Here is a 15,802-nt window from a genome sequence, read left to right on the forward strand (position 1 = left end):
CTTGAAGAATACTGTTAGTTAGAAAGCAGATTTTTTATGATCAAAATGAAAATGGATGATTTTTTGACCTCCCAAAGAAATCCTCGTATCTATGATCCAAAACACGGATACTAAGCCGAAGCCAAACGTTTCTTCCGAGGAAATCGATTCTCTTATAACCGAGATCGTATCTTCTCCAGAACTACATTTTAGGTGGTTAAATACTCTTTCACTTTTGGAACATATCGGTTCTCGTAAAATCCATACAAGTCAATCCGGACCCTTGCTCTCCGAAATGGTTTTAAGACATGCTTCTGAAGAAGCAAGACATGCCGCCTATTTTAAAAAATTGGCCTTAAAAATAAAACCCTCCAGCACGCATTCTTTCGAAAAGGATTCTTTACTCTGCGGATTTTCTGCCGTTTCCTATTTCCAAAAATTAGATATTTCGGTGGAAAGATCTTTTGGAAGGGAAAACATTCCGAAACACACGAAATCATTCCTCTGCTATTTATATGTCACAAAATTAATAGAAGAAAGAGCAGGTTCGGTATACGAAATCTATGACCAAATTTTGGACCAAAGGCAGTTGGGAATATCCGTAAAAGGGATCATTAAGGAAGAAGAATCCCATCTTTCCGAAATGGATTCTAACCTTTCCGCATTGGATCCAAAATTCGAATCCAGAACATTGGAATTCAGGGAAAAAGAAGAAAAACTTTTCCAAAAGTACTTTCAAAATTTAAGAAAAGAAGTTTTTCAATACTCTTAATCCAAATGAATTTTATCCCAAAATTCGAGATTAAAAAAATAGCTGCGCTCGTTCTTTTAGCCGGCCTAATTCTATTAGGGCCATCTCTACAAACGCAGTCCAACTCTTCGGATCGGAAAGACTCACCGATCGGGCTTGTTGTATATTGTCCTTTGCAGTCGGAAAAAGAACCCCCTTTTGATTTTGAAAGGACTCTGAGTCTTTGGTATCAACGATACAAACAACAAAAGACCCAAGAGGGAGGAGGGGCAATTCTACTTGTCTCCGCTCCTTATCTGCCTAAAACTTCCGACGAAATAGATAGGCTGAAAAAAAACCTTGGCGCAGAGATCATATTTACCGGTCATCATTCGGTACTTCCAAAAAAGGAAACGGCCAAACTACCTTCCAACAAAAAAGCAAAAAAGAAGAAGGTTATAAAACAGAAAAAGAAAACTACACCGACAGAGACTAAGACAAATCTAGAACAGCCGGAAAAACTGACTCCTACAAAACCGGAAGATCCTAAACCGAAAGAAGAAGATCCGAAACCCCAAGAGCAAACTACAAAAACTAACTCGGAACAAAAAGAGAATCCTCCCGTTCCTAAAACGAAAGTTTCTTCTAAGAAAAAATCCAAAAAAAAGGCGCCGAAGCTTGCCGCTAAAAAACAGCCAGTGATCCCACCTGGAATTTTGACGGTGAAGGAAGAAGGCGGATTGAACTTTGTATTCTATTCTCCTTCTCCGGAATCCGTACAAGAGAATGAAAAAAATCCGTCTTCTTGGATCGGCGATTTTAAAACACAATTTTCTAAAACTTTCGAATCTCAGATATTCCACTTTTTACTCGCCCAAGATCCGAATGAAAAGCCAAAAGAAGATCCGAACCCGATCGCAGAAGGATTGTCCCATTTTAAAAAAGACCTTTCGGATACTTTACCTTCTATCGTTCTTCTATCCTCTCCAAGAGCTTTGCGTTTTTTTAATGGAGAATACAGCTTTGGGTGTGGTGCAACCCCGAACTCCTTACAGATCAGTATTTTGGAATTATTTTTTAGGAACGGAAGACTCATCCGGATCAACGAAGAAGTCCAAACCTTAAATTCCAAGGAATCGAATAAATCCTGGATCCTGGAATAAAGACCTCTTATCTTATTCTACTCTATAGATCTAAACGAATTTACAGATTCTCTTTCTTTCAAAAATTGACTGTATGAGCTTGAATTGCGGGATCGTAGGACTTCCAAACGTAGGAAAATCAACCATATTTAACGCATTAACCAAGGCCGGTGCCGAAATGCAAAACTATCCTTTTTGTACCATCGAACCGAACAAGGGTATCGTGGAAGTTCCGGATACAAGGCTCGACAGGCTCGTCGAAATTTACAAACCCCAGAAAAAAGTGCCGGCAATCATGGAATTCGTGGATATTGCAGGACTCGTAAAAGGTGCCAGCCAAGGGGAAGGTCTCGGAAATAAATTTCTTTCTCATATCCGAGAAGTGGATGCGATCTGTCATGTGGTCCGCGCGTTCGAGGACGAAAATATCACTCATGTTCACGGAAAGATCGATCCGGTGGAAGACGCGCAAGTAGTTACAATGGAACTTATTTTTGCGGACCTAGAATCCGTCGAAAAGCAGTACCAAAAAATTTCCAGAAACGCAAAGGCAGGAAATAAGGAAGCGCAAGAAGCTTCCGCACTTTTAGATAAAATTATGGCGGTCTTAAAAGAAGGAAAACCGGCTAGACTCGCAGATATCAAACCGGAAGAGCAAAAATTAGTCAAAACGTTCAACTTAATCACTTCCAAACCTGTTCTTTACGTGGCCAATATCACGGACAAAGCGGCGATTGCTAAAGAAAATCCGATCGTGGAATCCGTAAAAAAAATGGCCAAGGCAGAAGGAGCGGAAGTAGTCACTCTTTGCGGAAAATTCGAAGAAGAAATTTCCGGACTAAGTAAAGAAGAACAACTGGAATTCTTAAGTGAGATAGGAGAAACAAGCAGCGGATTGGATAGAATGATCCAAGCTGCCTACAAACTTCTGGGACTTGTAACTTTCTTCACAGCGGGAGAAGTAGAAGCAAGAGCCTGGACCACTGGCGTGGGAAGTACAGGACCGGTGGCTGCATCGGTGATCCACTCTGACTTTGAAAAAGGATTTGTTCGCGCAGAAGTGATGAAGTTCGAAGATCTAGACAGAACGGGAAGTCCGAATAAAGTAAAAGAAGAAGGGAAACTCAGGATCGAAGGAAAAGAATATATCGTCCAAGACGGGGACGTCATCTTCTTTAGAGTGAACGCCTAAACTTTTCTGCCGTTACTTTCCTTACGATACGAATTCGGGTTGGTGCCGGTTAATTTTTTAAATTCCAGATAGAACGCTGATCTGGAACTAAATCCTGCTTTTGCACCGATCTCTGTGGTGTTCTCGTCAGGGAATTCATTTAGTAATACTTTCGCTTCTTCCACTCTATACTGATTGATCAAAGACGGGAAATTGGTCTTGAACTCGGTATTGATCAACTCGGAAAGCTGGTGGATGGTGATCCCAAGTTCTTTTGCCATATGTTCTTCTTTTAAAGACTTGGTTAGATAAATTTTTTCATTTTCCAGCAAGGACTCTATCTTACCCACAAAATCCTTCACATCTATGGAAGAAAGGTGTGTTTTACGATTGGAAACTTCTTCTTCTTTTCTTCTCAATATCTCTCTGGATAATAAGGAAACGAATACGGTAAGAGGAGGCAGATAATACAATACCCCATATACCGCCATTCTGTTATAAGGATAAAAATCGAAATGGAAAATAGTCTTATACAGATCTAGTAAAAGAAAGATCCCCCAGACCGAGATAAAGAACATCTCATAAACGGTATTGTTACGGATGGAAGAAATATGGGTCTTTCCAAAATAGAACAACATACATCCGTAATTGAGTACTAATACTAAGATCCTATGATCGTACCAAAACTGGTAAAGAGGGATGAGAGGATATAAGATCCCGGCAAAACAAACTAGCCAGAAGAAGGGGGATTTATAAACGATCCCTGAATTTTCCTTATTCCAAGCGGCCAAATAGAAGAAGAAAACAACGTGAGTGATCCCCAAAAATAAGAAATAGTTATGACGGAATAAGTTATTTTCATTTCCTACGATGGATGCAAATTCCTTACCATGTAAAAAATACAGAGTGGCTCCCACAGCGGTTAAATGAAGTGGCAATGTCAAAAATAGAACTTTTCTACTCTTAAAATATAGATATAGGTTATAACCGAAGGCAAAGAGAAGCACAAACCCTACCATTAAAAAGAGAACGGACCGCAACCTCACGATAATCATGTAGTCATCTTCAGAGAGCAATCGAACCGGATAGTTGATATCCTCATTGGACAATACGTAAAGATAGAATGTCCTTTCTTCCTTAGCCTCTAAACGAATATTAAAGTGGGGAAGTGGAGAAATAAAATCGTTCCAGATAGGATCTAGATCGTAGCCTGCAAATCCCGCTTCGAAATTTCCCTTGGAATCTACGGAACAAAGTTCCGCGTCCGGCACGTTCAGCCAAAGCAAAACCAGGGTCCTGTTCAGTTGTTCCATCCCTTCATTTGCCAATCTAAATCTCAGCCAATTTCCGGAAGAACTCCTCTTTAAACGCAGAACATTCCCAGTATTATGATGCCATTCTAATTGGTGGAGAGAAGAAATTGTTTCCGGCTTACAATGACGGAACTGGTATCCTCTATACCGATATTCCATTTTTGAACTGATATTTTCAACGGGGGAAGAAGGACTCAGTCGGATTATTTCAGCTTTAGGGAGAGTGGGAGCAGCGTGTAAATTTTCACTAAGGATCCCGAAGAAAAATAAAATCAGAAATCGAAAATAGATATTTGAGAGAAACGAATTTCGGATTCTATAACTGGATTGTTTCATTTAAGCCTAATACCAGTGAATCCGTTTTAAAGGTAGGATACCAGGTATTTTTCCTAAGTCATCTTATTTTTTACTTAAAATAATACTAAGGTCGAATTCAGTTCAAAATCCTAAGAAATTCCAAAAACCTAACCTCAAGTATCTAAATTTATAATCTTGGAATTTTTAAATTTTCCAATGTTAAAAGATTATAAAGTTTATAAATATGGATAGGAGAAGCTGCCCGAGTTGCCGGTTTTTCTATTCGAGTAATTCAATTTCTTCCGTAAAAATAGAGCGAAGGAATGATGCCAAGCTGTCACCTTTCTTTTAAAATTTCAACCAAGATGCTGTTTTTCTGAACAATCAAATTCCAAGAGTCTAAATTTTGAAATTTTTTTTAGACTCTACTATTTTTTAGTGTCCAGTTTTATAAGTTTGGAAGGTCTTGTAGATGTAGTGGTTCGAATTTCGAAAGGGCTACACCGAAAGCGAAAAATCTTTAAAATACATATAAAGGGGAATATACAGTGATCGATTCAGCTGTAATTTCAAATATCCTCAACCCACCGGTTCTGTTTTTCTTTCTAGGCATGGGAGTGGTTTTCTTTAAGTCCGATCTAACCATTCCGAACGGGCTTTCTAAATTTTTCTCAATGTATTTGTTGTTTTCTATCGGATTTAAAGGAGGGCATGAACTTTTCAGTACACCATTCAGCACTGAGCATGCTTTTACTTTACTCGCCTGCTCAATCATGGCGATCGTAACTCCATTTTTCGCATATTTTATACTAAAAGCTAAGCTGGATAAACATAACGCCGCGGCATTGGCCGGATCTTTCGGTTCGATCAGCGCTGTGACCTTTGTTACAGGTGGGGCTTATCTTCATAATAAAGGGATAGAATACGGCGGTTTTATCGTAGCCGGTATGGCGCTTATGGAATCTCCGGCAATCGTAATCGCCGTCATACTCGATAGATTGTCTAGGAACAAAGCGAATGGGGGCGGAAAGATAAATTGGAAAAAGCTGCTTCATGAAGCTCTTTTCGGCTCTTCCATCTATCTTCTTGTAGGCGCTCTGATCGTAGGTTTTGTAACCGGAGAAAGCGGTTGGGCAGCGGAGAAACCTTTTACCGAGGATTTATTCAAGGGATTATTAACTTTCTTCCTTTTGGATATGGGGATTTCCGCAGCGAAACGTTTTAGCGAAGTAACTCATGCAGGATTTTTTCTAATCGCGTCCACTTTACTTATCATGGTGATCAACGCAGCTCTCGGACTATTTCTCGTAAAATTGATCCGTATGCCGGAAGGAGATGCGGTAATGTTCGTCATACTTTGCGCTTCCGCTTCCTATATAGCTGTCCCAGCGGCGATGAAAGATATGATCCCGGAAGCCAATCCTAGTATTTACCTTACGGTGGCGCTTTCGATCGTATTCCCGATCAATATCGTGATCGGTATCCCGCTCTATCACTATCTAGTAACAATATTATAAAATTATACCATACGGAAGGAAGCAGGAAGAGGTTATGGTAGTTTCACTAAAGGACATTTTTTCTTATTTAAAACGGGATGCTGCGGCCGGAACGATTACCGGCTTCGTGGCCATACCTTTGTCGGTCGGCATTTGCCTAATGTCGGAGTATCCGATCCAAACCGGACTCTTGACTGTGGTTTTTGCCTGTATTGTGGGATTTACAACATCCTTGTTTAAACCCGGAAATTTCGTAGGAGTTCCGGGTATAGCAGCAGGGCTCGCTCCCGCTTTAGCCTTAGGAGTGCATACCTTCGGTCATGAAAATATGCCTTTTCTGATTTTTTTGACCTCAGTGATCCAAATCGTGGTTTGGAAATTCAGATGGGAAGGTTACATCCTAAAGACTGTCCCTCATTATTTAGTAGAAGGATTATTAGCCGGAATAGGTTTAAAAATAGCGCTAAAATTCGTACCCTATATGTACGCAGTGGAACATGAGTCTTTGGGAAATTGGTTTAACCCGGAGAGACTTTTTGTTTTAGCGCTCTCATCCATCTCTTTTGTTTGTTTCGTATTTTTATATCAAAAGTTCAAATCCAGCAAACCGGGCATTCCATATTTCCTTGTTATAGGTTTCGGAATCGTTATCAGTTTCTATTACGATTTACCAATGTTAGTCGTGGACCATGTCCCTTTCAAATTGGTCCTTCCTTTACCTCAACCTCACGAGGATCCAAGATTGATCCACACGATCTTTCTTACCTTTGAAATGGTCGGATATGCTCTGATGCTTGCGACAATAGACGTAATCGAGCAGGTAATGAGTAATGTTGCCATCGAAAAATTGGATCCGCTAAAAAGAAAATGTGACTCTAATAATAGTTTATTTTCCATTTGGATCGCGAACTTAGGCTCCAGTTTTTTTGGAGGAATGACAAACCTGGATGGGTTAGCAAAAGGGACGACGAACGCGGTCGCAGGAGCAATGACAAAACTTTCCAACCTTTTTGTGGCCTTAGTGATCGCAATCGTATTAATTTTTCCCAAACTGTTGACTCATCTTCCGGAATATTCCCTTGGAATCGTCATGATCTTTACCGGTTGGAAAATGATAGAAGGTTTGAAACATGTGATACACGAAGGTGTCTATGCGTTTAGCCTAGCGATCGTTTGCGGACTATTAGTCTTTCGATTCGGTATCTTTGAAGGCTTGCTCATCGCTCTTTTTATCCACGCACTGATCTCCATTGTGCGCTGGAAAAGGGATGGCGTCTCTAATTCTAAGATCTGGTCCCATATTAAACACCGCTATTCAAATCCTTCGGATGAAGTAATACTACAAGCGGTAAATACGGAGGTCGTTCATGACTTGACCGAAAATAGAAATCAGATGTAGAAGTTATAGGGACTTAAATAGAATTGCTTCGATTGTCTTGTTAGAAAAATAGAAAGTCCTTTAAGTTGCTTATATATTCGGATGGCTTTGAATTTTATTTTCATTAGGAACGGTCAGAAAATGTACAAGTTGCGTCGATTTCATAAAATTTCCGGCTATTTAGGCTATATTATATTTCTCTTAATTTTCGTATCCGGTATTCTTTCGGATCTTTCCGCTCAAAATGCCGCCACTACCGCCCAAAATCCCAACTCTCCGAAGGAAAGTGCGGAAGAAGAAGACGGTTATGTTTCTCCGATGAAATCCAGCGGTCTGACTCCCGATTTTACAAGAAGTACATTTTTCGAACCGGAGTTGGGAAAAAAATTCGCCAACCGCAAAAAAGCATGGCTTAACGATTGGATCAGACTAGGAGCCTATGTTCGCCCTAGATACGAGGACCGATACAACCTATCTTTCGACAAATCGAATAAAGGTTATACTTCGCGGGCAATGCAGACCTCTCAGGTATTTTTCATAATTGACCCTAGTCCATATTTTTCCGCAAAAGTCACCTTCCAAGATGCAAGAATTTGGGGAGGAGAAACTCCGGCCAACGTAGGGGATGCTCGTGCGAACGTTTTTGATGCAGCAGGTACGACTACAACCAGTAACCCTGCCTCTGGATCAGGTTCCACGATCCCTAGCCAAACCACTATCCGAGAAGCCTTTGTTCTTTTGAAAAAGCTACCTTTAGACGCAAAAATACAGTTCGGTAGGCAGGTTCTAGCCTACGGTGATCAAAGATTACTTGGCGGTGCTAACTGGACCATAAACGGTCTATCTTACGATGGAGCAAGGATCATGTTCGATCAGGACAATTATAAGATCCATTTTTTCGGAACTAAGATTGCGGCCAACCAGAACGGTGTCAACGGAGTAGTTTCGGCTAACGCTCCGATCACCATTACGGATCCGGTTACGAAAAAATCCACTGTGGTAAATCCTGGTCAACCGGATCAGTATATTGTCGGTACATATAATTCCCTCACTGCGAAAGATTGGTTCACTCTAGATGTTTATTCGATCGGACTTTTGACCAAAAAGACAGCTATTGCAGGAGCTAAATCGGATTTAGATCTTTATAATAACTCTTGGGCAAAACAACAAAGTGATCTGATTACGACCGGATTCAGGATCACCAACAGAACTGCGAATAATAATCTTCCCAAAGACGGATTCTGGGGAGCTTGGGATTGGGCGATCGAAAGTGCGTGGCAGACGGGGGCAACCGGAGAAAGGACCGTAAAAGATCCTCTTTTAGACTCTTATGTAAGGCAGAATGTTGCGGGTCTTTCGAACCAAAGTTACGGCACAGAAGTTCAAAAATATTCCGGTTCAATGCATGTTTTCCAAACAGGTTATACTTTCTTTGAAAAATTGAGAGCGGGCTTTCAATATACCTACGCATCGGGGGATAAAAACCGAACGGACGGAAGTAACGCAACCTTCCAAACTCTTACAAACCCGCGATTCGGAGTATTCCCTTACTGGAATAATGTAGCAGGTCTTTCGGAGAACATCGATACTAAAAACTTGAGTTCTTTTAACTTTAATTTTTCGTACAAGACAGAACGTTACGGAACATTCTACGCTGCCTATATCATCAATAATAAGGTACAAACTCAGGATGCATGGTATGCGATCAACGGTTCCGCTAATACCGGAGCTTCGACCGAAAGTAACGGTGTCGGTCAAACCACGATCTCCGTGAGTGGAACTGGAAAAAATATCTACAATGAGTTCGATCTAACTTGGATGTACGTTGTAAATGATTATGTTTCGATCTGGATCGGAGGCGGTATCTTGACTGCGGGTAATGCGGTTAAAAATCAGAGAAACGCTCTCTATCATTACAATCTTCAGGCTACGGGAACGGAAACCGCAGGTCTTCATTTGAACACGGGAGTTGTGACAGGCGCGAACGGAACAGCCTCTACGGCTCACATGTTCTTCTTCCAAGTGAACGCAGGCTTCTAAAAAAGGAATACGTATGACAGTATTGGCTTATCTATCCGTTATCACCTCTCTTCTTGCACCTTTTCTGATCGGGAATGTGCTAGGGGTGGATTTTTTCGGAAAAGATAGTTCGATCGGTCTTGGGGTAACTCTCCAAGCCATATTAGGCGGTTTCATATCTGTATACGTATACGGATATGAAAAAGAAAAAAAGACATTGGTCGTTTTCGGTTACGCCGTTTTTTTCCTTAGCACAGGGATTTGTTATCTAGTAGGAAAAAGTTTATGGTTGATCCTTTTTTGGGAATTGTCCACTATTAGCGCCTTCCTCCTTTATGTCGGAGGTAAATGGAACGATGCATCCATTCGAAGTTTCGTTGCTTTGGTAGCAGCGGGAGGGATTGGTGCTTTCTGTTTTACCTTCTGGATCTTTTCGAATGATCCAAGTTCCGGATTATTTTTCCTGATCTTGGGACTTTTGATCAAGTCCGCATTTTTCGGAGTCCATTTCTGGCTTCCGGAAGCGCATGCAGGAGCTCCGGCGCATGCTTCTGCGGCTTACTCAGGTTTATTAGTTAATCTACCTCTGGTTTTATTTTCCAAATTCGCTTTTCCACTTCTTCCGGGAACCCATTATACAACCGTTCTAATACCGTTAGCCGGAATCGGAGTCTTATGGGCAGGGATTACCGCTTTATTCAGTAGAGAAGTCAAAAAATCCATCGCTTACAGCACTGTAGAGAATATGAATTTTTTATGGTTGAGCTTACTGATTTCCGCGTATTGGCAATCCAGTGAACAGGAAAGTTTGAGAATGTTGAGCAAGGCATTTGGAGTATTATTTCTCATCTCCTTGGTCCACCATAGTATCAGCAAAACCTTCCAATTCTTATTTTTCGGATATCTAACGAAATTATCGGGTAGATCCGGAGCGGATGATAACACAGGGATCGGTAGGATCAGTGGAATTCCCACATTTTTAGCAGCGATCGGGACGATGAGTTTTCTTGCTATCCCTGGAACCACAGGTTTCCTATCCGAGTCCACATTTATCAAATTATTATCCGCAGTTTTGGAAGTTACGGATACAAGTGCTGCTCTTGTCCTTCCGCTTCTTATTTTAGTCTGCACTGGTTTAGCGGTAGGGGCAGCCGCGCACTTAAAACTTTTCCTAGCTCTTGTTCTTTCCAGACCCCGCACTAATTTCGAAGACCATGGTAAGAATACGACGATCAATGTTTCCTTATTCTTAACCGGAGCTTTGGTCCTGATCGCGCCCGTGATCATTCTTAGCCTCACTAATTATTATGCAGTGAGAGTAGAATGGTTGGATTTCTCTTGGTTCAAAGGAATCGGGATTTTAAACGTAATCGGCCTAGCGATTCTCTTAAGCGTAGGGTTATTAGGACTCAGGCATAGGATCAAAGAGAGAAAACTGTGGGATTGTGGCGGGTTATTTGAGGGATCGGAGGTAGCTATTGCGAGTTCGGCGCTTTCCGATCCGTTAGTCGCTCCATTGGGCAGATATTTCTCAGATGAAGCAGGCAATTCCAAATTGGATAAAGGTTTTATTAAAATTTTAATAAAACTACTTTCTTCTTTAAAAGCGAAGATCAGAGGATCGGACGACGAATCCATCTCCGTGGACCTAACTTATTCTTCGTTCACTGTTTTAACGATCCTCATCGTAATTATCATCGTTCGTCTGGCAGAGGGAGGCATATGGTCACAGCTACTTTCTTATTGGGCATTCTGATCCGGATTTTATCCTTTATCTCTCTTCCGTTCTTATGTGGAGGTGTTCTTCAAAAGATCAGAGCTTTTGCTCAAGGCAGAAAAGGGGCGCCTGTACTACAGATCCTATACGACACGATCCGAATGATGAAAAAAAGTCCGATAGACGGTCCTTTCTCCGGATTTTTCTCGGAAAGTTCCGCGATATTCGCTTTCTCTTTCGGACTTGTTCTATGGTCCTTAGTTTCTTTCGAATGGGCTTCCTTATTACTGATCCCATTTTTGATCGGAATGATCCGATTTGCAACTGTCGCTTACGCTGTGGAAAACGGAACTTCTTTCGGCGGAATGGGAGCGGCAAGAGAAATTCTTCTCTTCATATTCGGCGAACCCATCCTGATACTAATACTTGTAGTATTGGAATCCAACGTGGTATTCCATGAAAACTTCGCACATATTTCTTTTGCGATTTTATTCTTTTTGGGAGCTACCTTGATCGTTCTTTCCGAACTCGCCAAACCTCCGTTTGACGATCCAAGAACCCACCTTGAACTCACGATGGTGCACGAAGCGATGTTACTCGAAGCTTCCGGAAGGACTAGAGCATTTTTCGAACTGGCTCACCAATTTAAGACCGCTTCCTTATTTTTACTTCTAACTAAACTAGGACTGGAACATGTGGAAGTATTCTTAGGAGTCTCTTCCGTTCCGATCTGGAAAGAATTAGCTTCCTTCGGAGGAGCCATTCTTCTTTCCGCGTTAATCGGCTATTGGGAAGCAAACAGCACCAGAAGAAAATGGATTTGGATCCCGGAATTACTCGGCCTGAATTTTATCTTCATGCTGATCTTGGGAATTCTTCTGAAACTAGGTAAATAAATATGAGCGCTGACCTTAGTTATCTTATCATTCTACTGACTGGTGTGGTCATTCTTTTAGAAAACAGGCTTAAAAGGGTCGTTATCCTCTTGGGAATCCAAGGTTTTCTTTTACTTCTTCCCTTATACCAAGAAGAAAGCGGGGACGGTTTTCATTCCATCTTTTTAGCGGCAATGGTGATCGTATTCAAAGGGATCTTAACGCCGATCATTCTTTTTTGGACTGCAAGAAGGATCCATTCTCCGGAATCAACTTTTCCTAAAGTAGGATATCTTCCTACACTCGGACTCTTGTTCGCAGGAGCAGCGGCTTGCTACTTCTTCATGGACTTGGTATCCTCTTTTTTCGGAAAGTCCCATCAGTACGGTTTATTATATGTCCTTTTACTGATCTACATAGGAGTAATCGGTTTTATAGTGAGAAGGAACTGGATCGGCGTGATCGCTTGTTTCAGCATTTTTGAGAATGGAACATTTTTACTCACGCTTCTTCTTAAATCCGGAGTTCCGATAGGAAGCGAATTCGGATCCTTCTTGGATGCGGTTTTGATCATCGGAGCCGGCGCCGCCCTTAGGATCAATAGCGAGCAATATAAGGGAGAAATTTCCAGATGAACTTCGATATTCTTTTAGGGATCGGAGCAGGGGTTTTTGTCCTAATTTTTCTGACCTACGTTCTAGCTCCTACAAAAAACCAAACAAATTTGCTATTCTGGTCCGTGTTACTTATCATCTGCGTCGCGATCAACTTTGCCGTCTGGATCATTCGGGACTGGAATGAAGAAGGAACTACATTACAATGGGTTCTAATAGAAGCTACTACCTTTGTAGGCGCCTTACTCATCTCTTCCAGTAGAACGGAAAAATCCTTTCCTATCGCCTGGAAATTTCTACTGATCAACTCTTTCGGATTAGGTATCGCCTTCCTCGGAATCATACTCATCCGTTCTTCTTTACATGTGATCAATCAACCGATCGATTTTTTAGCGGCAAATTCCGCCTCTCATCCTGAGATCATCTGGGTAGAGATCGGTCTTTGGCTAGCGATCTTCGGATACAGTGCAAAATTAGGGCTATTTCCGAACCATGTCTGGATCGAGGATACTTACGGAGAAAGTCCTTCGCAGGTTTCTTCCCTGCTTTCTTCATTCATTCCGGTTTCGGTCTGTTTTGCTCTTAGGCCTTTTGTTCATTTAGATCACCAACTCTTCCCTCATACGTTCAGCGGTGCGGACGGTTTGTTGGTATTAGGAATATTAACGATCTTCTTAAGTATTTTTGCGGTATACGACCGCGACGATATCAGAAGGATCTCCGCAAAAGTTGCTCTTTTCCATACAGGAGCGTTAGCTGTCTTTCTGTGGATGGATCTAAGTGAAACTGTTTTCTTATTTATGATGGCGACAAACCTTGTGGTGAAATCGCTTCTATTCATCAGCATGGGAATCGTGAGGATGGACGCCGGAAAGAGAGAACTTCATAAGATCATTCAAGTGGACTCTATAAATAAATCAGCTCTTTCGCTCTTCATCTTAGCCTTGTTCTTGGCGTTCGTAATGCCCGGTTCCCCCATATTCGTGACGGATATCATTCTGATCAAAGCGGGACAAAGCGGTGGGAAAGCATTCGTTATATTAGTCCCGATCTTAGGGATCGTATTTTTCGGAGTGATGTTATACAAACTCGCACCTTTATTAAACATCAAAGGAAGACCTTTTTCAAAAGACCTTTCCACCATTCTTAGGATCAGAATGACAAACGGATTTTTCCTACTTTTACTTCTACTCAGCACCGGATGCTGGGGATTTTACCTGTTATTACAAGGTGTATTATGAAAAACGTTACCGGAATTTTTCACACTACCGAAACCAAACAAACTCATCGTTTCTGGCTGACTCGGGAAGGGATAGAGCAGGAAACTTTATCAAAAACCGCAGAAAAAAATCTATATGAAGACCATCTAAATCCGATTTGGGTCCTTAGGCATAGCCTCGGCACTGACCAAGGACCGGAAGATTATTCTTCGATGGATTACCAAAAATATCTATCCCAAGACAGAAAACATCTTCTCGAAAAATTCCTAACTAAATCCGGGATCAAGGATTTGGTTTATAGAGGGATCAACGTTCCTGTTCCCACTTCCTTTTATTCACACGCTGTGGGACCGATCCACGCCGGCGTGATCGAGCCTGGACATTTTCGTTTTATAGTAGAAGGAGAAGAGATCCAAAACCTGGATATTCGGTTAGGTTTTCAAAAAAGGGGTCTTTTGGAAAAATTAAAAGGCCTAAACAAGGATTCTATCTCTCCTTATGCGGAAGCAATTTCCGGAGATTCCACGATCGCCTATGCTATCGCATTCAGTAAAGCATTCGAAGAAGCTCATAACATACAAGTTCCGGAAGAAGTCAACTTTGCCAGGACAGTACTCTTAGAGATCGAAAGGATCGCGATCCATATCGGGGATATAGGGGCAATTGCGGGTGACGTAGGTTATTATCCGTTACAAGGTGTATGCGCAGTACAAAGAGGAGTTCCGTTAGGAGTTATGGAAGCCCTCACAGGTTCTCGCTTCGGAAGAGGGGCCTTAAGTCCCGGAAAAGTCAGACTCAAAAAAGAACTTACAGAATCTTTCTTGAGTGATCTGGCGCTAAGGATCGAAAATACTACTTCGGATGTGGCGGGACATTTCGAAAGAGCTGCCGAAAAATCCACCAATAGGGAACGATTGCAGATTTGCGGAGTGATCACTCATAAACAACTTAAAGATCTAGGTTTTGTAGGAATGGTAGAAAAATGTACCGGCTATTCCAGGGATCTTCGTCATCATGATCCCAGTTATACTCTCGCAGGAGAATCCATCCGCTTGGATCTGGATGCAGGCCAAATGACGGGAGACGCCTGGGCAAGATTCTATCTTCGTTATGAAGAATTGAAGAATAGCGGGCGTTGGCTGACCAAAGCAATTCCAGTATTAAAAAATTTTCATAAAGTCTATGAAAATTTCCAAAAGACGAAAGTTTCCAAAGCAAAACCCGGTGTATATTTCCGGGCGGTTGAAGGATGGAGAGGCCCTGTTTTAGTTTCCTTTTCCCTAAATTTTTCGGGAGAAATTTCGGAAGCTTATGTGAGAGATCCTTCCGTCCTAAATTGGCATGCATTGGAGCTTGCAGTCCGAGGGGAGAATATAGGGGACTTTCCTCTGAATAACAAATCTTTCAACCTCAGCTATGTGGGAGTGGATCTATGAGACAAATCCAGGAAATTATCAATATATTCCTACCGGCAAAAAATCTAAATTATAAAAAGATAGGGCCGAACAACCCAAATGCGAGAGGTATCCCGGTACCAACTTCTAAAAAAGGATTTCATTTGGACAAATCCATTGAGAAGGTTTGTCCCACCGGCGGATTAAAAGTTTCATCCTCCAAGGAAGTAACCTTCGATTACGGTGCTTGCTTACAATGTGGTCATTGTGTGGAAGCTTCTTCCGGACAATTGGAAAATTCAGGATTCGTTCACGTATATTCCGTGGACAGAGAAGCGCTAAAAGTACATTATGTAGATGGCATTCCGGCAATTTACGAGGAAGAAGTTTCGGAAAACGTAAAACAATTCCGCAAGATAACTAAGTATACGGGCTTCCAATACAGAGAAGTAGCAGC

Annotated in this window: 13 protein-coding genes (1 of these 13 cut by a window edge); 12 read left to right on the forward strand and 1 reads right to left on the reverse strand. The window is 41.6% G+C overall.

Annotation, left to right across the window (positions count from 1 at the left end):
• Positions 1-91 precede the first annotated feature (91 nt).
• The 3 genes from AB3N61_RS09155 (at position 92) to ychF (ending at position 3,043) form a co-directional block, all read left to right on the forward strand.
• Positions 92-751, forward strand: a complete 660-nt coding sequence (locus tag AB3N61_RS09155; protein ID WP_020768304.1) for a hypothetical protein — start codon at positions 92-94, stop codon at positions 749-751.
• Positions 752-756: 5 nt separating this feature from the next.
• Positions 757-1,872, forward strand: a complete 1,116-nt coding sequence (locus AB3N61_RS09160) for an LIC11612 family fibronectin-binding protein (protein ID WP_367897396.1) — start codon at positions 757-759, stop codon at positions 1,870-1,872.
• A 73-nt stretch (positions 1,873-1,945) separates the two neighbouring features.
• Positions 1,946-3,043: a redox-regulated ATPase YchF gene (ychF, locus tag AB3N61_RS09165; RefSeq protein ID WP_020768347.1), complete on the forward strand. Its 1,098-nt coding sequence runs from the start codon at positions 1,946-1,948 to the stop codon at positions 3,041-3,043.
• On the opposite strand, the gene AB3N61_RS09170 is transcribed toward ychF, so the two are convergent.
• Positions 3,040-4,671 carry a helix-turn-helix domain-containing protein gene (locus AB3N61_RS09170; RefSeq protein WP_412758367.1) on the reverse strand — a complete coding sequence of 544 codons (1,632 nt, stop codon included), beginning with the start codon at positions 4,669-4,671 and terminating at the stop codon, positions 3,040-3,042. The two genes, ychF and AB3N61_RS09170, sit on opposite strands and share 4 nt — an antisense overlap.
• Positions 4,672-5,243: 572 nt before the next feature.
• Between AB3N61_RS09170 and AB3N61_RS09175 the strand changes: the two genes are divergently transcribed.
• From AB3N61_RS09175 to AB3N61_RS09215, 9 genes are all read left to right on the forward strand, one after another.
• Positions 5,244-6,149, forward strand: a complete 906-nt coding sequence (locus AB3N61_RS09175) for a sodium-dependent bicarbonate transport family permease (protein ID WP_306819339.1) — start codon at positions 5,244-5,246, stop codon at positions 6,147-6,149.
• A 34-nt stretch (positions 6,150-6,183) separates the two neighbouring features.
• Positions 6,184-7,527: a SulP family inorganic anion transporter gene (locus tag AB3N61_RS09180; RefSeq protein ID WP_367897398.1), complete on the forward strand. Its 1,344-nt coding sequence runs from the start codon at positions 6,184-6,186 to the stop codon at positions 7,525-7,527.
• A gap of 120 nt (positions 7,528-7,647) precedes the next feature.
• Positions 7,648-9,546, forward strand: coding sequence for an alginate export family protein (locus AB3N61_RS09185; RefSeq protein WP_367897399.1), 1,899 nt, complete (start codon positions 7,648-7,650; stop codon positions 9,544-9,546).
• Positions 9,547-9,559: 13 nt separating this feature from the next.
• Complete coding sequence (locus tag AB3N61_RS09190; protein WP_367897400.1) at positions 9,560-11,281, forward strand: proton-conducting transporter membrane subunit; 1,722 nt, start codon at positions 9,560-9,562, stop codon at positions 11,279-11,281.
• On the forward strand, positions 11,248-12,138 hold the full coding sequence (locus AB3N61_RS09195) for an NADH-quinone oxidoreductase subunit H (protein WP_020768212.1): 891 nt from the start codon (positions 11,248-11,250) through the stop codon (positions 12,136-12,138). The genes AB3N61_RS09190 and AB3N61_RS09195 overlap by 34 nt, the downstream gene beginning before the upstream one ends.
• Positions 12,139-12,140: 2 nt before the next feature.
• On the forward strand, positions 12,141-12,752 hold the full coding sequence (locus AB3N61_RS09200; protein WP_367897401.1) for a formate hydrogenase: 612 nt from the start codon (positions 12,141-12,143) through the stop codon (positions 12,750-12,752).
• Positions 12,749-13,972, forward strand: coding sequence for a formate hydrogenase (locus AB3N61_RS09205; protein ID WP_367897402.1), 1,224 nt, complete (start codon positions 12,749-12,751; stop codon positions 13,970-13,972). Before AB3N61_RS09200 ends, AB3N61_RS09205 begins: the two co-directional genes overlap by 4 nt.
• A complete protein-coding gene (locus tag AB3N61_RS09210; RefSeq protein ID WP_367897403.1) occupies positions 13,969-15,387 on the forward strand; it encodes a metal (Ni/Fe) hydrogenase large subunit in 1,419 nt (472 codons plus the stop codon). Before AB3N61_RS09205 ends, AB3N61_RS09210 begins: the two co-directional genes overlap by 4 nt.
• A protein-coding gene (locus tag AB3N61_RS09215; RefSeq protein WP_367897404.1) for a hydrogenase-4 subunit G crosses the window boundary here: on the forward strand, positions 15,384-15,802 show its 5' portion. It continues 394 nt past the right edge of the window; the window shows 419 of its 813 coding nt (coding positions 1-419); it begins with the start codon at positions 15,384-15,386; its stop codon lies beyond the right edge, outside the window. The genes AB3N61_RS09210 and AB3N61_RS09215 overlap by 4 nt, the downstream gene beginning before the upstream one ends.

The sequence above is a fragment of the Leptospira sp. WS58.C1 genome (assembly GCF_040833995.1).
Taxonomy (GTDB): domain Bacteria; phylum Spirochaetota; class Leptospiria; order Leptospirales; family Leptospiraceae; genus Leptospira_B; species Leptospira_B cinconiae.